Raw genomic sequence first — 20748 nt, 5'->3', positions numbered from 1 at the left:
AACTTCATGAACCTACATCAAACCGTCGAACACGAAGCCGCCGCCGCCTTTGCCGCCGCAGGCATCGCCGACAGCCCCGTTGTCTTGCAGCCGACCAAAAATGCCGAACACGGCGATTTCCAAATCAACGGCGTGATGGGGGCGGCGAAAAAAGCCAAACAAAACCCGCGCGAACTGGCGCAAAAGGTCGCCGAAACATTGGCTGACAACGCCGTGATTGAAAGCGCGGAAGTTGCCGGTCCAGGCTTCATCAACCTGCGCCTGCACCCCGAATTTCTCGCCCGAAACATTCAGACGGCCTTGAACGACGTGCGTTTCGGCATAGCAAAAACCGATAAACCGCAAACCGTCGTCATCGACTACTCTTCGCCCAATCTGGCAAAAGAAATGCACGTCGGCCATCTGCGCTCCAGCATCATCGGCGACAGCATTTCGCGCGTGTTGGCATTTATGGGCAACACTGTCATCCGCCAAAACCACGTCGGCGACTGGGGTACGCAGTTCGGCATGTTGGTTGCTTATTTGGTTGAGCAGCAAAAAGACAATGCCGCGTTCGAGCTGGCGGATTTGGAGCAATTTTACCGCGCCGCCAAAGTACGCTTTGACGAAGACCCCGCCTTTGCCGACACCGCGCGCGAATACGTTGTGAAGCTGCAAGGCGGCGATGAAACCGTTTTGGCGTTGTGGAAACAGTTTGTCGATATTTCGCTCTCGCACGCCCAAGCCGTTTACGACACGCTGGGCTTGAAGCTGCGCCCCGAAGACGTGGCGGGCGAATCGAAATACAACGACGATTTGCAACCCGTGGTCGATGATTTGGTTCAAAAAGGTCTGGCGGTCGAAGACGACGGCGCGAAAGTCGTGTTCTTGGACGAGTTCAAAAACAAAGAAGGCGAACCCGCCGCGTTTATCGTGCAAAAACAAGGCGGCGGCTTCCTCTACGCCTCCACCGATTTGGCGTGCCTGCGCTACCGCATAGGCCGTCTGAAAGCTGACCGCCTGCTGTACGTCGTCGACCACCGTCAAGCCCTGCACTTTGAGCAACTCTTCACCACTTCCCGCAAAGCAGGCTATTTGCCGGAAAACGTCGGCGCGGCATTTGTCGGCTTCGGCACGATGATGGGCAAAGACGGCAAACCATTCAAAACGCGCAGCGGCGACACCGTGAAACTGGTCGATCTGCTGACCGAAGCCGTTGAGCGCGCCACTGCTTTGGTGAAGGAAAAAAATCCCGAATTGGGCGCGGACGAAGCCGCTAAAATCGGCAAAACCGTCGGCATCGGCGCGGTCAAATATGCCGACTTGAGCAAAAACCGTACCAGTGATTATGTGTTCGACTGGGACGCTATGCTTTCGTTTGAAGGCAACACCGCCCCCTACCTGCAATACGCCTACACCCGCGTGCAAAGCGTATTCCGCAAAGCCGGCGAATGGGATGCAACCGCGCCAACCGTTTTGACCGAACCGCTGGAAAAACAGCTTGCCGCCGAGCTGCTGAAATTTGAAGACGTGCTGCAAAGCGTGGCGGACACCGCGTATCCGCACTACCTCGCCGCCTACCTCTATCAAATCGCTACCTTGTTCAGCCGCTTCTACGAAGCCTGCCCGATTTTGAAAGCCGAAGGCGCAAGCCGCAACAGCCGCCTGCAACTGGCAAAACTCACCGGCGATACGCTGAAACAAGGCCTGGATTTGCTGGGCATCGATGTGTTGGACGTAATGTAAAACCGCACCGCCCGATTGCGGACAACAGCCCCGCAATCCTCATCCGAATCTGAAGAAAGCGGCGCGATACACCGTATCCGCCGCCCCTCCCAAAATGCGAAACAGACAAACGCTAAGCAAGCAAAGCAAAGCAAAGCAAAGCAAAGCAAAGCAAAAAATTATAACCCCCTTCCTGCCGACGCACGCACTTTCCGCGCGGCGCATTCCCCTTTTCCCGCCCCTCAAACCCGCCTTTTCTTCAGGCAGGGTTTCAGCCCGCCCCCTTTCCCTGTTTTCCTTTCCCCGACACGCGCGCGACCCCTGCCGCACCGTGCCGCACTTTCGCGCCCGGACGGCATCGGTCTGTCATCCGGTTCTCTGTTTTAAATACCCCTGTTTCAGAAAGAAATGCAGATGTTTCAACACACAGGACGACATATAAAGCACCGCCCTATGTGTTGCCCTGATTTGGAAGGGGTTACGCCTCCCAAATAAAGTCTGATCCTGCCGCCCCGAAGGACAGATGTCCGAGTGGCGAAGTTTCAACCGAAAAGGAAATACGATGAATATTCACACCCTGCTCTCCAAACAATGGACGCTGCCGCCATTTCTGCCGAAACGGCTGCTGCTGTCCCTGCTAATACTGCTGGCTCCCAATGCGGTGTTTTGGGTTTTGGCACTGCTGACCGCCACCGCCCGCCCGATTGTCAATTTGGACTACCTTCCCGCCGCGCTGCTGATCGCCCTGCCTTGGCGTTTCGTCAAAATTACCGGCGTATTGGCGTTTTGGCTGGCGGTTTTGTTTGACGGGCTGATGATGGTGATCCAGCTTTTCCCTTTTATGGACCTCATCGGCGCCATCAACCTCGTCCCCTTCATCCTGACCGCCCCCGCCCCTTATCAGATAATGACCGGGCTGTTGCTGCTGTATATGCTGGCGATGCCGTTTGTGTTGCAGAAAGCCGCCGCCAAAACCGACTTCCGACACATTGCCGTCTGCGCCGCCGTCGTGGCGGCAGCCGGCTATTTCACCGGCCATTTGAGTTACTACGACCGGGGGCGGATGGCCAATATCTTCGGCGCAAACAACTTCTACTACGCCAAAAGTCAGGCAATGCTCTACACCGTCAGCCAGAATGCCGACTTTATTACCGCCGGCCTGATCGATCCCGTCTTCCTCCCCTTGGGCAATCAGCAGCGTGCCGCCACGCATCTGAACGAGCCGAAATCTCAAAAAATCCTCTTTATCATCGCCGAATCTTGGGGGCTGCCGGCCAATCCCGAACTTCAAAACGCCACTTTTGCCAAACTGCTGGCGCAAAAAGACCGTTTTTCAGTTTGGGAAAGCGGCAGTTTTCCCTTTATCGGCGCGACGGTCGAAGGCGAAATGCGCGAATTGTGCGCCTACGGCGGTTTGCGCGGGTTTGCACTGCGCCGCGCGCCCGACGAAAAATTTGCCCGCTGCCTCCCCAACCGTTTGAAACAAGAAGGTTACGCCACCTTTGCGATGCACGGCGCGGGCAGTTCGCTTTACGACCGCTTCAGCTGGTATCCGAGGGCGGGCTTTCAAGAAATCAAAACCGCCGAAAACCTGATCGGTAAAAAAACCTGCGCCATTTTCGGCGGCGTGTGCGACAGCGAGCTGTTCGGCGAAGTGTCGGCATTTTTCAAAAAACACGACAAGGGACTGTTTTACTGGATGACGCTGACCAGCCACGCCGACTATCCCGAATCCGACATTTTCAACCACAGGCTCAAATGCACCGAATACGGCCTGCCCGCCGAAACCGACCTCTGCCGCAATTTCAGCCTGCACACCCAATTTTTCGACCAACTGGCGGATTTGATCCAACGCCCCGAAATGAAAGGCGTGGAAGTCATCATCGTCGGCGACCATCCGCCGCCCGTCGGCAACCTCAATGAAACCTTCCGCTACCTCAAACAGGGGCACGTCGCCTGGCTGCACTTCAAAATCAAATAAGCAGATGCCGTCTGAAAGCACCAACAGCCTTCAGACGGCATTTTGCAGACAGACCCCTCAAGCCCACTTTTTCATCATCTCCGATAAATTGCTTTGTATAGTGGATTAACAAAAACCAGTACGGCGTTGCCTCGCCTTAGCTCAAAGAGAACGATTCTCTAAGGTGCTGAAGCACCAAGTGAATCGGTTCCGTACTATTTGTACTGTCTGCGGCTTCGTCGCCTTGTCCTGATTTTTGTTAATCCACTATAAGAATCCAAAAATCCAAAATCACAGGAAGTTATCAAAAAAACAGAAACCATCCGCCATCATTCCCGCGAAAGCGGGAATCCAAAGCCACGGGAATTTATCGGAAAAACCGAAACTTCTCCGCCGTCGTTCCCGCACAGGCGGGAATCTAGGTCTGTCGGTGCGGAAACTTATCGGATAAAACGGTTTCTTCAGATTTTACGTTCTAGATTCCCACTTTCGTGGGAATGACGGGATGTAGGTTCGTAGGAATGACGTGGTGCAGGTTTCCGTATGGATGGATTCGTCGTTCCCGCGAAAGCGGGAATCCAAAGCCACGGGAATTTATCGGAAAAACCGAAACTTCTCCGCCGTCGTTCCCGCGCAGGCGGGAATCTAGGTCTGTCGGTGCGGAAACTTATCGGATAAAACGGTTTCTTCAGATTTTACGTTCTGGATTCCCACTTTCGTGGGAATGACGGGATGTAGGTTCGTAGGAATGACGTGGTGCAGGTTTCCGTATGGATGGATTCGTCATTCCCGCGAAAGCGGGAATCCGGAATCGGAAACTGCAGAAATTTATCGGAAAAACCGAAACTCAAAAACAACGGAAACCGAACGGACAGGATTCCCGCCTGCACGGGAATGACGGCTCATACATCACCCAAAAAATTGAAACCAAACAGCTGGGACTCCCTCTTACGTGAGGCTGACAGATGCCGTCTGAAAGGCTTTCAGACGGCATAGGGCGTTTTCTCTTTGAATTTATAGTGAATTAACAAAAATCAGGACAAGGCGACGAAGCCGCAGACAGTACAAATAGTACGGAACCGATTCACTCGGTGCTTCAGCACCTTAGAGAATCGTTCTCTTTCAGCTAAGGCGAGGCAACGCCGTACTAGTTTTTGTTAATCCACTATACATCACCCAAAACCCAAAAAAATTGAAACCAGACAGATGAAATTCCCTCTTGCGTGAGGCTGACAGATGCCGTCTGAAAGACTTTCAGACGGCATAGGGCGTTTTCTCTTTGAATGTAAATTTGCTACAAAAAAGCCGCCTCAAATGAATACCGAGGCGACTTTTTGTTGATATGACTCCAATCAGCGGTGTTGCGGATTGTAACGTTTTTCCAAACGCAGGAATATCCAGCCTAAGAAAGTCGTCATCAGAAGATAAATCAGGGCGACGGTATAAAGCGGTTCTTCATAAACCGAGTACCGGCCCGTAATCGTATTCTGAACATACGCCAACTCCGCCACGGCAATCACCGACAGCAGCGAGCTGTCTTTCAGCAACGTGATGAATTCGCTTGCCAAAGGCGGCAGCATACGGCGCAATGCCTGCGGCAGAATCACATAGCGCATCGCCTGCGGATAAGTCATACCCAAAGAACGCGCCGCCTCCATCTGCCCTTTGTCTATAGACTGGATGCCCGCGCGGAAAATCTCACAGATATACGCCCCCGAGTTGGCAACCAAAGCAAGCGAACCGGCAATCAGCGGCCCGTATCCGCGACGCAGCTCGACTGCCGCTTCCCCGCTGACCAAAATGCCGTCTGAAGGGTGGACAAAAAACGGAAACCACACATACGCCCAAATCACAATTTGAACAAACAGCGGCGTACCCCGGAACAGCGTAACGTACAGCAGCGAAACCTTACGCAACGCCCACGCCAGCACGCGCATCAGCACACCGGCTTTTTCCAAGTGAATCAGGCGCGCCAATGCCAAAAGCAACCCCAATACCGAACCGCCCGAGGTCGCCACGACCGTCAGCCCCAGTGTCGTCAGTGCGCCATAAAGGAACATCCAGCGGTATTCGTAAATAATGTCAAAACGAAAATCCATATAGTGTCCGTATCAAAAACCGGCGAAACTGCCGCCGTTGCAAAATAATCCGCCATTTTACCGTAAAAACCGCCGCCTGAACTTTTTTATCGCGGCAGACGGCGGTTGCGCGTTTCCGCAAAAATGCCGGACGCGCGGTTTTCAGACGGCATTTGCCGTTCAAAGCCGTGCGGTGTCTTTACCAAATGCCCAACCATTCGCCCACGGAATCCATCCAATCCTTATTGCCCTCGCCGCTCCTGCCTGCCCGGCGGTACGCCCACGGCGCTTGCGGATTTTTAGCTTTCCACAATCCTTTACGTTCCCTTTCCGCCTGAATTTGAGCGTCGGCATAGTCGGCAAAATCCGCCTTATCCTGCTGTTTCTTGGCATAACTTTCATAATGCCACGCCGCCCCGTCCTGCACCTGCATCAGGTTCAAATCGGTTTTGCCGACAGAAACCTGCGCCACTTCGCGCTGGTAGCGGTCGGTGTCGAACACGCGCACGCTGACTTTCCTGCCTTCCGCCGCCGCACGCAGGTTGTCGCGCGAACGCGTGCCGTAAGCCTGTTTCATCTCCGGCGCATCGATATACGCCATGCGGATTTTGTGTTTCGCGCCGTCGCCATCAATGACGTGTAGGGTGTCGCCGTCATAGACTTTGGACACCGTGCCTGTGTAGCGGTGGCCGGATTTCGCCGATGCCCGTCGGCGGACGGGCGTTTCATACCTGCCCGCACCCTCCTCTACACCCAATCCATTCAGTACGGCAATACCGGTACGAACAAGCTCACTGTCGTACCCCGTATAACCCAACGCGCCCAAAAGCGACAGGGCGACGGGAAGCCATTTCATGATTTTTTTAATCTGCATATTTTTCAAATGCCGATGCCGTCTGAACATATCGGAATCGGATTTCAGACGGCATCTTAACGTCAGGATTACCCTTGGCAGGGATAGATGACTTTCGCACCCTCTTCCGTCCCCAAAATCAACACATCGGCGGCATCGCGGGCGAATATGCCGTTTTCGAGTACGCCGGTGATTTTGTTGATTTCGTCTTCCATCGTCAGCGGTTTGTCGATATTCAAGCCGTGGACATCGACGATTTGGTTGCCGTAAAACGTGGTGTAGCCGATACGCAGTTCGGGCTGTCCGCCCATAGCGAGCAGTTTGCGCGAAACAAGGGAGCGCGCGCTTTCGACGACTTCCACAGGCAGAGGGAATTTGCCCAAACGTGAAACATATTTGCTTTCATCCGCAATGCAGACGAATTTTTCTGATGCGCTGGCGACGATTTTTTCGTTGAGGTGCGCGCCGCCGCCGCCCTTAATCATTTGCAGGGCGTGGTTGACTTCGTCCGCACCGTCGATATAGACCGCCAACCCCGATACTTCGTTCAAAGAAACGACGGGAATATCATATTGGGCAAGCAGTTCGCTGGATTTTTTGGAAGTAGATACCGCGCCTTTGATTTTTTTGCCGCTCTTACCCAAGGCTTCGATGAAAAAGTTGATGGTCGAGCCGGTACCGATGCCGATATATTCATTTTCGGGTACGAATTCGACTGCTTTTTCGGCGGCGATGCGCTTGAGTTCGTCTTGTGTCGTCATATTTTTGTCCTTTGGGAAACCGTATCAACAAACAGCCGCCATCTTAACATTTTTTTTGCACGTCCTGCCCGCCGCGTTCAAATCCGTACCAGCAATACCGCCGCCTGCGCCTCTATGCCTTCCATGCGCCCGAGATAACCGAGTTTTTCGTTGGTTTTCCCTTTAATGTTGACACATGAAACATCTATGCCCAAATCGGCGGCGATGTTGGCACGCATTTGCGGAATATGCGGCGCGAGTTTGGGTTTCTGTGCAATCACGGTCGTATCGACATTGACCGCCTGCCAACCCTGCGCCTGAACGCTTTGATACGCCGCACGCAAAAGGACGCGGCTGTCCGCATCTTTAAACTCTGCGGCGGTGTCGGGGAAATGGCTGCCGATGTCGCCCAAACCTGCCGCGCCGAGTAGCGCGTCGGTAACGGCGTGCAGCAGCGCGTCGGCATCGGAATGTCCGAGCAGCCCTTTTTCAAATGGGATTTCAACTCCGCCGAGTATCAGCTTTCTGCCTTCGGTCAGTTGGTGGACATCGTAGCCCTGTCCGATACGGATGTTCGTCATCGTTTGTGTTCCTGATGTTTTGAATTGAAGTTCAGACGGCATCGAGCAGCAGCCTGACGATGTATGCGTCCTGCGGCTGCGTCAGTTTCAAATTGCGCGCGTCGCCCTGTATCAGTAGCGGACGCACACCCAGTTTTTCCACGGCGGACGCTTCATCGGTAATGCCGTCCAAGTTTTCCGCAGCCAATGCGCGGTACAGCAGCCCGGCACGGAAAAGCTGGGGCGTTTGAGCCTGCCAAAGGCCTGTCCGCTCGACGGTTGCACTAATATTCCCACCGTCCGCACGCTTGAGCGTATCTGCAACGGGAATTGCCAAAATCCCGCCTTCGGCGGCGTTGCCCGCCTGTTCTATCAAACGCGTCAGAGCTTCAGACGGCAGGCAGCATCGGGCGGCATCGTGTACCAGAATATTGTCGGTTTCCGCCGCCAAACCGGTTTCCAACAGTTTTTCCACACCGTTGCGGACAGTTTCGGCGCGGGTCTGTCCGCCGTTTTTCCACACCCGAACCTGTGGAAATGCCGTCTGAACCTTATCGGCAAACGTGTCTTCTGGCGAGACGACAACGACGGTCAAATCGACGGCCTCATGCCGTTCAAAAATCCCAAGCGTATGTTCCAAAACGGTTTTGCTTCCGATTTCGACATATTGCTTGGGTTTGTCCGCACCGAAACGCGCCCCGATGCCGGCGGCGGGAATCAGGGCGATATTTTTGCGTTTCATGCGTCCGTCCCGCCGTTTTCAGACGGCACGGCTTCCTTACGCCAAATACAGGACTCGCCCAAGCCGTCCAAATATCGCCCGTGCTCCGCCAACTCGTTTTCGTCCGCCCTGATGACTTTCAGTTTGCCGCTGCGTTTGGTTTCGGTATGCGCCACGGGTTTGGTTTCCATTTTTTCCTCTGCGGCCTCCCCCATCAGGTCGAACTGCCGCCGCGTCATCGCCAGATAAACTTCGCCCAAAAGTTCGCAGTCGATCAATGCGCCGTGCAGGACGCGCTTGCTGCGGTCGACGGAAAAACGGTTGCACAGGGCATCCAGGCTGGCTTTCTGCCCGGGGAACATTTCGCGCGCCATCGCCAGGGTATCGGTAACGGTGCAGCCGAGTTCCTCGACGGTCGGCAGACCCATCCGGCGGAACTCCATATTGAGGAAGCCCACGTCGAATTTGGCATTGTGGATAATCAACTCCGCACCGCGCAGGAAATCGGCAATCTGCCTGCCGACCTCTGCAAACGGCGGCGCGTTTTTCCCTTCCAAAACCTCTATCGTTAAACCGTGGACGCGTGCCGCCTCTTCGGGCATATCGCGCTCGGGGTGGACATAGAGGTGTAGGTTTTTGTCGGTCATTTGGCGGTTGACCATTTCCAGACCGGCAAACTCGACCAAGCGGTCGCCGCCGTCGGCATACAGGCCGGTGGTTTCGGTATCGAGGATGATTTGGCGTTGAATCATGTCTGCTTCTTTCTTCAAATTTTCCATCTGCTGACTATTTTTTAGGCAGCGTATTTTTCTGTTTTTATTTCAACGTGCAAACCCACTTATTCACAGCGTGTTCACAACATTGGACAGGCGGATTGTGTATTTTGGGGATAATTTTTTCAGACGGCATTCAAGGTTTTTCCCCAATCGGCACAACTCCCAAAAACCGCTTCTCACGTTTCACCAAATACGCCAACAACGGAATATTGCCCAAGGCGACAATCAGGTACAGCAGTGAAATGCTGTCAAACAAAAACAGCAACACCGCGCTCAAAACGGCGGCGGAAACCATAAAGATGCCGTTAATGATATTGTTGGCGGCAACGGCGCGGGCGCGGAAAGTCTCGCTGCTGGCGGTTTGCAGCCAAGTGTAGAGCGGAACGGAGAAAAATCCGCCGAAAAAGCCGATCAGCATCATCACCGCCATCACGGGATATGCCCATCCTTGCGATAAAAACCAAAAAATGCCGTTCAGCCCTTCAAAACGGTGTCCGTGCGTCAGCCACACCAAAACCAGGCCGCAAACCGTCAAACCGAACGCACCGGCCGTTACCCAAGCCAACATCAGGCGTTCCCTGCCGAACTTGGCACACAGTACCGAACCGGCGGCAATACCGATGGAAAACAGGGCAAGCATCAGGTTAAAAACATTGTCGTTGCCGCCCAAATGGATTTGGGTAAAGGTCGGCAGTTGCGTGGTATAAACCGCGCCGACAAACCAAAACCACGAAATACCGATAATGGCGGTAAAAACGGGCTTGTGCCGCACCGTTTCACGAAGCAGGGATTTTGTGCCACGGACAATATTCCACTCGATTTGGGTATCGGCAGCCTTGGCGGGTACGGATGGCATAAACAGGCTGCCGGCCGTGCCTCCGACGGCGACCAGCAAAACCAGTATCCCGACAATATAAGGCGGCGCGCCTGCCACCGCAGTCCCCAGTATCTGACCGAACAGGATGGCGATAAACGTACCGGATTCAATCAGGCTGTTGCCCATCATCAATTCTTCGTCGTCGAGATAATCGGGTAAGATGGCGTATTTCAGCGGGCCGAACAGCGTCGATTGCGCGCCCATGCAAAACAGACAGAGCAAGAGCAGCGGGGCAGACCGGATATAAAACCCGTATGCCGCCACCGCCATAATGATGATTTCCAGCACCTTGACCCACCGCGCCAAAACGGCCTTGTCGAATTTGTTGCCCAACTGCCCCGACAGCGCGGAAAACAGGAAATACGGCAAAATAAACAGCAACGCGCCCAAATTCAACATCTGTCCGGCAGGCAGAACACCGTTTTGCCCCAAACCGTAAAACCCGATCATCACAAACAGCACGGTTTTGAACACATTGTCGTTGAACGCGCCGAGAAACTGCGTAGCGAAAAGAGGCGCGAAACGGCGGCTTTTGACCAGTCCCAAACCGCCTTTTTTAGCGTCCATCGTTTTCCTTCTCTTTTTCAATCAGTTTACTTGTCGAATCATCATCCATCAAAATGCGGTGCGCCGGCCCTTCCAAATCGTCAAACTGTCCGTTTTTGCCCGACCACCAGAAAAACCAGCCGATGACAAACGCCAAAATGATGCTGATGGGCACCAGAATAAACATACTTTCCATCACATATTCCCTGTCAAATCGTTCAAAACAAAAGTCTGCCCCGACACGTTCAGATATTCGTTACGCAAAGTTCCGACGGGGGCTTCGTCAAAAAACAGCTCGATACGGTCTTTGACGACACGCCAATATTGGGGAATTTCCGTCTGGGCAAACGGCGACAGGACATGATTTTCCATTCCTCCTTCAAGTTTAACGGCAAAACGCCCGCTCTGCGGCCGTGCTTCCGATTCGTCGTCGGCAAGCAGGATGAAGAAGCCTATATGCTGTCCCGATTGGGTATGGATACTGAAATAATGCATAAATTCCCCACCCGCCTTTTTCAGACGGCATCAACCAAAAACAGGGCAAATGTACCGGTTTGGACGGGAAGAATGCAAAGAAATTCTCCCTCCCACAGCCGAAAACACCGGCAAACCCCATATTTCCCCTTATCCGTCAAAAAATTACGCATTCTTCCATTTTCACGCAAACGCCCGATTAAGCCAAGCAATTGCAAAGATTTTTTGCTAGAATAGCCTGCTTCTTTTATCAACCGTTTCAGACGGCCCCACTACTTTCCCGCCAAGGGAGGCAAAACGGATTCGGCACGGGGCTTGGTTAGTATCCGGTGCCGATTCCGATGCCGTCTGAAACTTTCCGGAGTAAGAAAATGTCCCAAAAATTAATCTTGGTTTTGAACTGCGGCAGCTCGTCCCTCAAAGGCGCGGTCCTGGATAACGGCAGCGGCGAAGTCCTGCTGAGCTGCCTTGCCGAAAAACTCAACCTGCCCGACGCATACATCACATTCAAAGTAAACGGCGAAAAACACAAAGTCGATTTGTCCGCACACCCCGACCACACCGGCGCAGTTGAAGCCCTGATGGAAGAACTCAAAGCCCACAGCCTCGACAGCCGCATCGGTGCTATCGGCCACCGCGTCGTCAGCGGCGGCGAGTTGTACAGCGAATCCATCCTCGTTGACGACGAAGTCATCGCCGGCATCGAAAAATGCATCCCGCTCGCCCCACTGCACAACCCCGCCCACCTCTTGGGCCTGCGTGCCGCACAAAGCATTTTCAAAGGCCTGCCCAACGTCGTCGTTTTCGACACCGCCTTCCATCAGACTATGCCGGAACACGCCTACAAATACGCCGTTCCGCAAGAATTGTATGAAAAATACGGCCTGCGCCGCTACGGCGCGCACGGTACCAGCTACCGCTTCGTCGCCGACGAAACCGCGCGCTTCCTCGGCAAAGACAAAAAAGACCTGCGTATGGTCATCGCCCACTTGGGCAACGGCGCGTCCATTACCGCCGTCGCAAACGGCGAATCCCGCGACACCAGCATGGGCCTGACCCCGCTGGAAGGGCTGGTAATGGGTACGCGCAGCGGCGACATCGATCCTTCCGTATTCGGCTTCCTCGCCGAAAACGCCAATATGACCATTGCCCAAATCACCGAAATGCTGAACAAAAAATCCGGCCTGCTCGGTCTGTCCGGCCTGTCCAACGACTGCCGCACCATTGAAGAAGAAGCCGCCAAGGGGCATAAAGGCGCGAAATTGGCCTTGGATATGTTTATCTACCGCCTTGCCAAATACATCGGCAGCATGGCGGTTGCCGCAGGCGGCTTGGACGCACTGGTCTTTACCGGCGGCATCGGCGAAAACTCCGACATCATCCGCGAACGCGTGATCGGCTACTTGGGCTTCCTCGGTCTGAACATCGACCAAGAAGCCAACCTGAAAGCCCGCTTCGGCAACGCCGGCGTGATTACCACTGCCGACAGCAAAGCCGTCGCCGTGGTCATTCCGACCAACGAAGAGCTGATGATTGCCCACGATACCGCCCGTTTGAGCGGTCTGTAAGGTTTTATCCTCACGCGAACTGCTTCCGGAAACGGAGGCAGTTTTTTTATAGTGGATTAACAAAAACCGGTACGGCGTTGCCTCGCCTTAACTCAAAGAGAACGATTCTCTAAGGTGCTGAAGCACCAAGTGAATCGGTTCCGTACTATTTGTACTGTCTGCGGCTTCGTCGCCTTGTCCTTATTTTTGTTAATCCACTATATCCGGCTTTCCATACTTAAACAGCACTGCCTCTTTTCAGACATTGACGATTGCAGCTACCCCACCTGAACCTTGATTATTGACTATTTTTTAATCATGTTGTTATTTTCCATAAAATACATGGCATTAAGATGTTTTTCCACAAAAGATACACACACCGGCAAACACCGGCTGTGTTTATCTTTTCTTATGCCTATTTTTTAATCATCGTATTTTTATCTTTTAATTTCAATACGCAAACTAACTTATACACACGGTTTTCACATCTTTGGACTGCTTCCGTGTGTATAGCGGATATTGCCGTTTTCCTTTCTGACAAAAATGCCGTCTGAGAACTTCAGACGGCATTTGAAACATCGGAATCAGCGGTTCTGTTCATACCACTCAATAAACTTGTCGGCTTTGACAAAACCCAGCAGCGGTTCGCTGCGGCTGCCGTCCGCACGGACGACAAACACGCCCGGCGGCCCGAACAGACCGTATTCTTTCAACAACGCCTGATGTTCGGGCGTATTGGCGGTTACATCGATTTGGAAAAAGCGTTCCATATCGACCGCCTGATGCACTTCCGGCTGATTGAGCGTGTAAGCCGCCATTTCTTTGCAGGAAATGCACCAGTCGGCATAAAAATCCAAAACGACGGGTTTGTCGGGATGTTCTTTCAACGCCATATCCATCGCTGCCTTCAGCGCGGCAGTATCGGCAAACATTTTGCCGTGTTCCGAAGATTTGCCTGCTTCGACCGGGGGATTGAGAGTCAGGAAATGGTGCAGCGCGGTCGTTTTGCCGTTTGCGCCCTGCCAGCCGAACCACGCGCCGCCTATCAGCAATATGCCGCCCAATACGAATGCCACAGCTTTCGGACGGCGTTTCTGCCTGCGTCCGTTGACCAGCAGCATACAGGCAGGAACCAGCATCAGCAGCGTGTACAGCGCGACGACGAGATAATAGGGCAAATGCGGCGTGGCGAGGTAAACGGCGACGGCTAGCAGGATAAAGCCGAATGCGTATTTGACGGCATTCATCCAATCGCCAGCCTTAGGCAGGATATGTCCGCCGAACGTACCGATGGCAATCAGCGGCACGCCGGTGCCCAACGCCAAAGTGTAAAGTGCCAAACCGCCTAAAACCGCATCGCCCGTCTGACCGATGTAGCCCAAGGCAAATGCCAGCGGCGGGGCGACACACGGCCCGACAATCAGCGCGGACAATATACCCATAATAAAGACGGAAACGATTTTACCGCCTGAAAGTTTGCTGCTCTGGTTTTGGAAATACGACTGTACGGCGTTGGGAAGCTGGATGTTGAACAGCCCGAACATAGACAGTGCCAAGACGACCATCAAAGCCGATGCCGCCAACACGACCCAAGCCTGCTGCAACCATACGGTCAGCAGCGCGCCCGTCAGTCCGGCAACAATGCCGACCAGCGTATAAGTCAGAGCCAAACCCTGAACATAAACGACGGACAGCACAAACGCCCGCGCCTTGCCCGCCTTTTTGTCACCGACCACGATACTGGAAACAATCGGCAACAGGGGATACATACAGGCGGTAAAACTCAGACCCAAACCGGCGAGAAAAAACGCCAACAGGTTGGCGTTGAGCGTATCCCAAGACAGCTTGAAACGGCTGTCGCCGCCCTCGTCCCCCTTCGGGGGCGGCAACGCCCCGCTGCCGTTTGGGGCGGAAGGCTGCAAAAAGCGGTCTTTGGCCGATGCCGGTTCGTCGGTTTGCGGATGGTAAGTGCCGTTGCCGGAAATATCAAACTCGGTATCCACGGGCGGATAGCACACGCCGGCTTCGGCACAGCCCTGATAAGTCAAAACCAATTTATACGGTTCGCCGACAGCCTTTGCATAAGGAAAGGCAACCTGCGCTTCGTGATGGTAAACCGTCTGCCTGCCGAAAAACTCGTCTTCCTTCTCTTCACCCTTACTGAAAGAAGGCTGTCCCAACAAATCCGCCGGATCGGTCTTGCCGACGATTTTCGCCTGATACATATAGTATCCGTCGGCAATCCTGAAACGGACGTTCACACCGTCGTCGGCAACAGTAAGCTCCGGCACGAATGCCTTTTCCGGCGGCAGCAGATCGTTCGCATCCAGCGCGAAAGCTCGTCCGCACAACATCAAAAATACGGCGAACAGGCAAATCAGTTTTTTCATAATCGAATCCGTTTCAGACAAATAATTTGTCCGCATTATAAATGGTAAGGTTGACGGTAGGATTTAATTTATGTAAAACCCGCCATTATCCGAACCTATTTCCATAAACATCTTATCGAACCCGCCATGTACGATGTCAATACCCACGATGTCCGCCGCTTTTTCGCCCGCGTGTGGCAGCAGCGGCTCAATCCGCTGCAACTGAGCGCGTTGGAACAGAAAGCCCTCCGCATTGTCGAAGCCCATCCCGAATACCACCGCTATCTCGAACGCATCGAAGACCATCTGGACACCGACTGGCTGCCCGAAAACGGCGAAAGCAACCCGTTTCTTCACATGTCGCTGCACCTTTCCATCCAAGAACAGGCGGGCATAGACCAGCCGCACGGCATACGCGCAATCCACGACACCCTGTGCGCCAAACGCGGCTGGCTGGAAGCCGAACACGAAATGATGGAGGCACTGGCGGAAACACTGTGGACGGCGCAACGCTACGGCACCGGTTTGGATGTCAATTTCTACATGACCCGACTGCGCAAACTCATCGGCTTGGGTGCAGAAGATCAAGCCAGGTTGAACCCGCATGAAATCGCCTGACCATACCAACCGCCTGCAAAATGCCGTCTGAAGCGGAATAACCCCTTTCAGACGGCATTCATTTCCCCCCAATCATTTCCACAACGCGCGTTTCAGCATAATCAACCAATCCTTCTTATCCAAAACGGGGCGTTGTGCAAACACATCGTATCGGCACGCGTCCAGTTTCTGCAAAATCAACTGCGCCCCCAACACAATCATACGGAGTTCCAAACCGATACGCCCTTTCAATTCGCGCGCCAAAGGCGAACCCGCCTTCAGCATACGGAATGCGCGTCGGCACTCATACGCCATCAGCCGCTGAAACGCCGCATCCGCCCTACCCTCCGCAATCTGTCCTTCGGAAACACCGAATTTCAACAAATCGTCCTGCGGGATATAAACCCTGCCCTTTTGCCAATCCACAGCCACATCCTGCCAAAAATTCACCAGTTGCAAAGCCGTACAGATGCCGTCGCTTTGCGCCACGCACACCGCATCCGTTTTCCCGTACAAAGCCAGCATAATACGTCCGACAGGGTTGGCGGAACGTCGGCAATAATCGGCCAGCTCGCCGAAATGCGCGTACCGCGTTTTGACCACGTCCTGCGAAAACGCCGAGAGCAGATCATAAAACGGCTGCAAATCCAAACCGAACGGCACAACCGCCTCGGCATCCAATCGTGCAATCAAAGGATGCGCCGACCGGCCGCCCGATGCCAACACGTCCAACTCGCGCCGCAAACCCTCCAACTTCGCCAACCTGGCTTCAGACGGCATACCACCCTCATCCGCCATATCGTCCGCCGTCCGTGCAAACGCATATACAGCATGGACCGGCTTTCTTAACCTGCGCGGCAAAATCAGCGAACCGACGGGAAAATTCTCATAATGCCCAACCGACATACCTTCTCCATCCATCAAACAAAATGCCGTCTGAAACGGAACAAACCCTTTTCAGACGGCATCAGATACCTCCAAGCTGCCGGCAATCAGTGGTGGTGATGACCGTGCGGACCGTGGACATGACCGTGTGCGATTTCCTCATCGGATGCATCGCGCACGCTTTCAACCGTAGCCTTAAAACGGATTTTCATACCGGCCAAAGGATGGTTGCCGTCAACCACCGCCTTGCCGTCGGCAACATCGGTTACACGATAGACGACAACATCGCCGGTTTCAGGATCGTCGGCTTCAAACATCATGCCGACTTCGACTTCAACAGGGAACACGCCCACATCTTCAATACGGACCAACCCCGGATCCTGCTCGCCGAACGCATCGTCGGGCGAAAGTACCACATCGACCGTATCGCCGGCATCCTTGCCGTGCAACGCCTCTTCCACCAAAGGGAAAATGCCGTCGTAACCGCCGTGCAGGTACGCAATCGGTTCTTCGGTTTTGTCCAAAAGCTGATTGTTGGCATCATACATCTCATAATGCAGCGAAACCACGGAATTCTTCACGATAGCCATATTTGTCCTTTCAGGAACAGCAGATTGATTACAGGCGCATTCTAACACAACCGCCGCGCCGGCCGATTACCGTTAACCTGTTCATAAACTGTACGGCACATATTTCAATGTAAATTTTTGTTATTTTATTGTAGTGTAACTTTTTTACAACATTCTCAAAAACCATTCCGACCCGTCTGCCGACTTCCCCAATCCGCCTTAATAAATCATACAAGATACTGAATTATATTAATCTCTATAATATTCATCCCTATCGATTTTTTAACAGCAAAACCGTTTTACAGGATTTATCATTCGCCCGGCGGAAAAACTTTTCATTCAAACCTGCTTTCCCATTTGCACACCGTTGCAATCCCCTATTTCGTGGTGCATAATTACGCAAAATTCAGCAATGAATTTTCAACTTGGTTTGTAATGATGGTCGATAATGACTGTTTTACCCTAATTTGATTTAAATTGATTTTAAAGGTTACTAAAATGAAAACATCCCTGTTTGCCGCTGCTTTGTTGTCTTTGGCCCTGGCCGCCTGCGGCGGAGAAAAAGCCGCTGAAGCTCCTGCTGCCGAAGCACCTGCCGCCGAAGCTCCCGCTACTGAAGCTCCTGCTGCTGAGGCTTCCTCTACCGAAACTCCTGCTGCTGAAGCTTCCGCTACCGAAACTCCTGCCGCTGAAGCTCCTGCTGCTGAGGCTTCCTCTACCGAAGCTCCCGCTGCTGAAGCACCTGCTGCCGAAGCTCCTGCCGCTGCATCTGAAGCTGCAAAATAAGCATTTTCCGCTTGCAAAAAAGCAGGATACGTTCAGTATCCTGCTTTTTTGACTTTTCAGACGGCATCAGATTCCCTTCCTCAATCTCCTCCCCACCCTTCCGACAAACATGCTTGACCTGCATACCGAATTTTCCCGACTCCTGCCGGCAGATGAAATTGTCGAACCTTCTCCGACGCTTTTAGAAGACCGGCGCAACCGCTTTACGTCTGCACCAGACATCATTTTGCAGCCGCGCAGCGTTGAAAGCGTACAAACCATTATGCGTTTCTGCCACAAACACCGTATTCCGGTTACGCCGCAAGGCGGCAATACCGGTTTGTGCGGCGCGGCAGTATCGGAAAACGGCGTATTGCTTAACCTTTCAAAACTTAACCGCATCCGCAGCATCAATTTGTCAGACAACTGCATAACCGTCGAAGCAGGTTCCGTACTCCAAACCGTCCAACAGGCAGCCGAAGCCTCAAACAGGCTGTTTCCACTCAGTCTCGCCAGCGAAGGCTCGTGCCAAATCGGCGGCAACATCGCCTGCAATGCCGGAGGTTTGAACGTATTGCGTTACGGCACGATGCGCGACCTGGTTATCGGTTTGGAAGTCGTCCTCCCCAACGGCGAACTGGTTTCCCATCTCCATCCCCTGCATAAAAACACCACCGGCTACGACCTGCGCCATCTGTTTATCGGCAGCGAAGGTACACTGGGCATCATCACTGCAGCCACGCTCAAGCTGTTTGCCCGCCCATTAGACAAAGCAACCGCATGGGTCGGCATACCCGACATCGAATCCGCCGTCCGCCTGCTGACCGAAACCCAAGCACACTTTGCCGAACGCCTATGCAGTTTTGAGCTGATCAGCCGTTTTGCTGCCGAGTTGTCCTCCGAATTCAGCAACCTCCCCCTGCCGACACACTCAGAATGGAACATCCTGCTTGAATTGACCGATTCACTGCCAAACGGCAGCCTTGACGGGCAACTTGCCGAATTCCTATATGAAAAGGGCTTTACCGACAGCGTATTGGCACAAAGCGAACAAGAACGTATCCATATGTGGGCGTTGCGCGAAAACATCTCCGTTTCACAACGCAAACTGGGCACCAGCATCAAACACGATATTGCCGTCCCCATCGGGCGCGTTGCCGACTTTGTCCGCCGGTGCGCCAAAGATTTGGAACAGAATTTCAAAGGCATACAAATCGTCTGCTTCGGACATCTGGGCGACGGCAGCCTGCACTACAATACTTTCCTGCCCGAAATCCTCAGCAATGAAGTCTATCGTTACGAAAACGACATTAACAGCACAGTCTATTGCAACGTTCTTGCCTGCAACGGTACAATTGCTGCCGAACACGGCATAGGTATCATCAAAAAACAGTGGCTGGACAAAGTACGCACACCTGCCGAAATCGCCCTGATGAAAAGCATCAAACAACACCTTGATCCATATAACATCATGAACCCTGGAAAACTTCTTCCATAAATAACTGATTCAAAATTAAATTATAGGAAATATCATGGGAATGACAGCAACCTATCAACTGGTCGATAATGAAAAACTGGCTTTGCTTAAAAATACCGATGCCGAATGGCAAGAATTGTTTGAAGAACTGGAAGATTTGGAGGATGAGGCTGCCGTCTGCCTCGACATCGATAAAATGTGGGATATTTTGCATTTTGTACTGACCGGAACAAGTGCAGAAAATCCCTTAAAGGGCAATCTGTTATCCGAATCAATCGTCGGAACGACACCTATTTCGGACAGCGACGGATACGCCGCTTATATCGAATCCACCCAAATCCATGAAATCGTCTCAGCTTTGGAAGGCTTCGACATAAAAAGCGCAATGGAGCATTTCAGTATGCAGGTGTGCAAAGAGCATCATATCTACCCCGACATTTGGGATTATGAAGATGAAATTGATGATATAAAAGAAGAAATTACCGACTACTTTTACAAAATCGGCAATTTTTACAAAACCGCCCGGCATTCAAATAGCAATGTACTGGTCAGCATTTACTAAACATATTTCAAACATCACGGAAACTTTAATGAAGACAAATCCGTTTTTCCGCTTCCCGTCATCCGCATCTTTTACGCAAATAGAAAACAGGGCAACCGCCCTGTTTTTCCGTTTCGTATTTCAACACCATTGTCTAAACAACCGTCAGACGGCATTGTTCAAATGCCGTCTGAAACCGCATCCCCCATCAGCGCGTATGCTTAATCAACCGCTGTTTCTCGCGTTTCCAATCCGCCTCTTTCATACTCTGGCGTTTGTCGTGCTGTTTCTTACCTTTTGCCAAACCGATTTCCATCTTGATTTTTCCGCGTGAAAAATGCAAATCCAGCGGCACGATGGTGTAGCCGGCGCGTTCCGTTTTTCCGATTAATTTGTTGATTTCCGACTGTTTTAATAACAGCTTGCGCGGGCGCGTGGCATCAGGTTTGATGTGTGTCGAGGCTGTGGGCAACGCAGTAATATGGCAGCCGACCAGATAAAACGCATCTTTTTTCCAATAGATATAACTCTCTTTAAGCTGTACGCGCGCGGCGCGGATTGCTTTGACTTCCCAGCCTTCCAAGACCAAACCGGCTTCAATCCGGTCTTCAATGAAAAAATCGTGAAATGCTTTTTTATTATTCGCAATAGCCATAAACATCCTATCAATATCCGCCGTCAGACGGCATAAATCCGAAAACAGAAGCCA

General features: G+C 52.7%; 21 protein-coding genes. 7 read left to right on the top strand and 14 right to left on the bottom strand.

The window, feature by feature from the left end; genetic code table 11:
• The first annotated feature begins 6 nt into the window (after positions 1–6).
• Positions 7–1725: an arginine--tRNA ligase gene (gene argS / locus DBY86_RS01810; protein WP_107818677.1), complete on the top strand. Its 1719-nt coding sequence runs from the start codon at positions 7–9 to the stop codon at positions 1723–1725.
• Positions 1726–2266: 541 nt separating this feature from the next.
• On the top strand, positions 2267–3685 hold the full coding sequence (locus tag DBY86_RS01795) for an LTA synthase family protein (RefSeq protein WP_199901013.1): 1419 nt from the start codon (positions 2267–2269) through the stop codon (positions 3683–3685).
• Positions 3686–5016: 1331 nt separating this feature from the next.
• Here the strand turns inward: DBY86_RS01795 and DBY86_RS01785 are convergent.
• From DBY86_RS01785 to DBY86_RS01740, 10 genes are all read right to left on the bottom strand, one after another.
• Entirely contained in the window at positions 5017–5763 is a 747-nt protein-coding gene (locus tag DBY86_RS01785) for an amino acid ABC transporter permease (RefSeq protein WP_107818674.1), read from the bottom strand.
• Entirely contained in the window at positions 5747–5926 is a 180-nt protein-coding gene (locus DBY86_RS13520; protein WP_107818673.1) for a hypothetical protein, read from the bottom strand. The genes DBY86_RS01785 and DBY86_RS13520 overlap by 17 nt, the downstream gene beginning before the upstream one ends.
• Before the next feature lie 15 nt (positions 5927–5941).
• Positions 5942–6616 (bottom strand): thermonuclease family protein, encoded by a 675-nt coding sequence (locus DBY86_RS01775; protein WP_199901012.1) that lies wholly within the window; start codon positions 6614–6616, stop codon positions 5942–5944.
• 68 nt (positions 6617–6684) lie between these two features.
• The gene (gene rpiA / locus DBY86_RS01770) at positions 6685–7356 is read right to left on the bottom strand and encodes a ribose-5-phosphate isomerase RpiA (protein WP_002234071.1); all 672 of its coding nucleotides are present in this window, start codon (positions 7354–7356) and stop codon (positions 6685–6687) included.
• Between the two features lie 77 nt (positions 7357–7433).
• On the bottom strand, positions 7434–7916 hold the full coding sequence (gene ispF, locus DBY86_RS01765) for a 2-C-methyl-D-erythritol 2,4-cyclodiphosphate synthase (protein WP_107818671.1): 483 nt from the start codon (positions 7914–7916) through the stop codon (positions 7434–7436).
• Positions 7917–7947: 31 nt separating this feature from the next.
• Positions 7948–8637: a 2-C-methyl-D-erythritol 4-phosphate cytidylyltransferase gene (gene ispD / locus DBY86_RS01760; RefSeq protein WP_107818670.1), complete on the bottom strand. Its 690-nt coding sequence runs from the start codon at positions 8635–8637 to the stop codon at positions 7948–7950.
• On the bottom strand, positions 8634–9368 hold the full coding sequence (dnaQ, locus tag DBY86_RS01755) for a DNA polymerase III subunit epsilon (protein WP_107818854.1): 735 nt from the start codon (positions 9366–9368) through the stop codon (positions 8634–8636). The genes ispD and dnaQ overlap by 4 nt, the downstream gene beginning before the upstream one ends.
• 157 nt (positions 9369–9525) lie before the next feature.
• Complete coding sequence (locus DBY86_RS01750; RefSeq protein ID WP_107818669.1) at positions 9526–10836, bottom strand: MFS transporter; 1311 nt, start codon at positions 10834–10836, stop codon at positions 9526–9528.
• Positions 10826–11011 (bottom strand): cbb3-type cytochrome oxidase assembly protein CcoS, encoded by a 186-nt coding sequence (gene ccoS / locus DBY86_RS01745; protein WP_003688317.1) that lies wholly within the window; start codon positions 11009–11011, stop codon positions 10826–10828. The genes DBY86_RS01750 and ccoS overlap by 11 nt, the downstream gene beginning before the upstream one ends.
• A complete protein-coding gene (locus tag DBY86_RS01740) occupies positions 11011–11310 on the bottom strand; it encodes an HLGFF motif protein (RefSeq protein ID WP_107818668.1) in 300 nt (99 codons plus the stop codon). Before DBY86_RS01740 ends, ccoS begins: the two co-directional genes overlap by 1 nt.
• Positions 11311–11660: 350 nt before the next feature.
• Here DBY86_RS01740 and DBY86_RS01735 point away from each other — a divergent pair, with 350 nt between their 5' ends.
• Positions 11661–12857 (top strand): acetate kinase, encoded by a 1197-nt coding sequence (locus DBY86_RS01735; RefSeq protein WP_107818667.1) that lies wholly within the window; start codon positions 11661–11663, stop codon positions 12855–12857.
• A gap of 563 nt (positions 12858–13420) precedes the next feature.
• Here DBY86_RS01735 and DBY86_RS01715 read toward each other — a convergent pair.
• Positions 13421–15262, bottom strand: coding sequence for a protein-disulfide reductase DsbD family protein (locus DBY86_RS01715; protein WP_107818666.1), 1842 nt, complete (start codon positions 15260–15262; stop codon positions 13421–13423).
• Positions 15263–15352: 90 nt separating this feature from the next.
• On the opposite strand from DBY86_RS01715, the gene DBY86_RS01710 reads away from it, so the two are divergent.
• Positions 15353–15823 (top strand): DUF1841 family protein, encoded by a 471-nt coding sequence (locus tag DBY86_RS01710; protein WP_107818665.1) that lies wholly within the window; start codon positions 15353–15355, stop codon positions 15821–15823.
• A gap of 72 nt (positions 15824–15895) precedes the next feature.
• Here the strand turns inward: DBY86_RS01710 and hpnC are convergent, their stop codons facing one another.
• Together hpnC and DBY86_RS01700 are read right to left on the bottom strand one after the other, a co-directional pair.
• A complete protein-coding gene (gene hpnC, locus DBY86_RS01705) occupies positions 15896–16708 on the bottom strand; it encodes a squalene synthase HpnC (RefSeq protein ID WP_199901023.1) in 813 nt (270 codons plus the stop codon).
• Between the two features lie 86 nt (positions 16709–16794).
• Positions 16795–17277 carry an FKBP-type peptidyl-prolyl cis-trans isomerase gene (locus tag DBY86_RS01700; RefSeq protein WP_107818663.1) on the bottom strand — a complete coding sequence of 161 codons (483 nt, stop codon included), beginning with the start codon at positions 17275–17277 and terminating at the stop codon, positions 16795–16797.
• Between the two features lie 477 nt (positions 17278–17754).
• Here DBY86_RS01700 and DBY86_RS01690 point away from each other — a divergent pair, with 477 nt between their 5' ends.
• The 3 genes from DBY86_RS01690 (at position 17755) to DBY86_RS01680 (ending at position 20060) form a co-directional block, all read left to right on the top strand.
• On the top strand, positions 17755–18042 hold the full coding sequence (locus DBY86_RS01690) for a hypothetical protein (protein ID WP_107818662.1): 288 nt from the start codon (positions 17755–17757) through the stop codon (positions 18040–18042).
• Positions 18043–18151: 109 nt separating this feature from the next.
• Positions 18152–19519: an FAD-binding oxidoreductase gene (locus tag DBY86_RS01685; protein WP_107818661.1), complete on the top strand. Its 1368-nt coding sequence runs from the start codon at positions 18152–18154 to the stop codon at positions 19517–19519.
• Between the two features lie 40 nt (positions 19520–19559).
• Positions 19560–20060, top strand: a complete 501-nt coding sequence (locus tag DBY86_RS01680; RefSeq protein WP_234403351.1) for a YfbM family protein — start codon at positions 19560–19562, stop codon at positions 20058–20060.
• Between the two features lie 187 nt (positions 20061–20247).
• Here the strand turns inward: DBY86_RS01680 and smpB are convergent, their stop codons facing one another.
• Complete coding sequence (gene smpB / locus DBY86_RS01675) at positions 20248–20694, bottom strand: SsrA-binding protein SmpB (RefSeq protein WP_019273200.1); 447 nt, start codon at positions 20692–20694, stop codon at positions 20248–20250.
• Positions 20695–20748 lie beyond the last annotated feature (54 nt).

Origin of the sequence: Neisseria bergeri, from assembly GCA_003044455.1 — a bacterium.
GTDB classification, from domain to species: Bacteria; Pseudomonadota; Gammaproteobacteria; order Burkholderiales; family Neisseriaceae; genus Neisseria; species Neisseria bergeri.
Note: the sequence above shows the minus strand (reverse complement) of the source record. Positions and strands in the feature narration are given on the sequence as shown.

Bases quoted from the DNA above. Each gene is read 5' to 3' on its own strand.
- argS (WP_107818677.1), top strand. From the start codon at position 7: ATGAACCTACATCAAACCGTCGAACACGAAGCCGCCGCCGCCTTTGCC.
- DBY86_RS01795 (WP_199901013.1), top strand. From the start codon at position 2,267: ATGAATATTCACACCCTGCTCTCCAAACAATGGACGCTGCCGCCATTT.
- DBY86_RS01785 (WP_107818674.1), bottom strand. From the start codon at position 5,763: ATGGATTTTCGTTTTGACATTATTTACGAATACCGCTGGATGTTCCTT.
- DBY86_RS01775 (WP_199901012.1), bottom strand. From the start codon at position 6,616: ATGCAGATTAAAAAAATCATGAAATGGCTTCCCGTCGCCCTGTCGCTT.
- rpiA (WP_002234071.1), bottom strand. From the start codon at position 7,356: ATGACGACACAAGACGAACTCAAGCGCATCGCCGCCGAAAAAGCAGTC.
- ispF (WP_107818671.1), bottom strand. From the start codon at position 7,916: ATGACGAACATCCGTATCGGACAGGGCTACGATGTCCACCAACTGACC.
- ispD (WP_107818670.1), bottom strand. From the start codon at position 8,637: ATGAAACGCAAAAATATCGCCCTGATTCCCGCCGCCGGCATCGGGGCG.
- dnaQ (WP_107818854.1), bottom strand. From the start codon at position 9,368: ATGATTCAACGCCAAATCATCCTCGATACCGAAACCACCGGCCTGTAT.
- DBY86_RS01750 (WP_107818669.1), bottom strand. From the start codon at position 10,836: ATGGACGCTAAAAAAGGCGGTTTGGGACTGGTCAAAAGCCGCCGTTTC.
- ccoS (WP_003688317.1), bottom strand. From the start codon at position 11,011: ATGGAAAGTATGTTTATTCTGGTGCCCATCAGCATCATTTTGGCGTTT.
- DBY86_RS01740 (WP_107818668.1), bottom strand. From the start codon at position 11,310: ATGCATTATTTCAGTATCCATACCCAATCGGGACAGCATATAGGCTTC.
- DBY86_RS01735 (WP_107818667.1), top strand. From the start codon at position 11,661: ATGTCCCAAAAATTAATCTTGGTTTTGAACTGCGGCAGCTCGTCCCTC.
- DBY86_RS01715 (WP_107818666.1), bottom strand. From the start codon at position 15,262: ATGCGGACAAATTATTTGTCTGAAACGGATTCGATTATGAAAAAACTG.
- DBY86_RS01710 (WP_107818665.1), top strand. From the start codon at position 15,353: ATGTACGATGTCAATACCCACGATGTCCGCCGCTTTTTCGCCCGCGTG.
- hpnC (WP_199901023.1), bottom strand. From the start codon at position 16,708: ATGTCGGTTGGGCATTATGAGAATTTTCCCGTCGGTTCGCTGATTTTG.
- DBY86_RS01700 (WP_107818663.1), bottom strand. From the start codon at position 17,277: ATGGCTATCGTGAAGAATTCCGTGGTTTCGCTGCATTATGAGATGTAT.
- DBY86_RS01690 (WP_107818662.1), top strand. From the start codon at position 17,755: ATGAAAACATCCCTGTTTGCCGCTGCTTTGTTGTCTTTGGCCCTGGCC.
- DBY86_RS01685 (WP_107818661.1), top strand. From the start codon at position 18,152: ATGCTTGACCTGCATACCGAATTTTCCCGACTCCTGCCGGCAGATGAA.
- DBY86_RS01680 (WP_234403351.1), top strand. From the start codon at position 19,560: ATGACAGCAACCTATCAACTGGTCGATAATGAAAAACTGGCTTTGCTT.
- smpB (WP_019273200.1), bottom strand. From the start codon at position 20,694: ATGGCTATTGCGAATAATAAAAAAGCATTTCACGATTTTTTCATTGAA.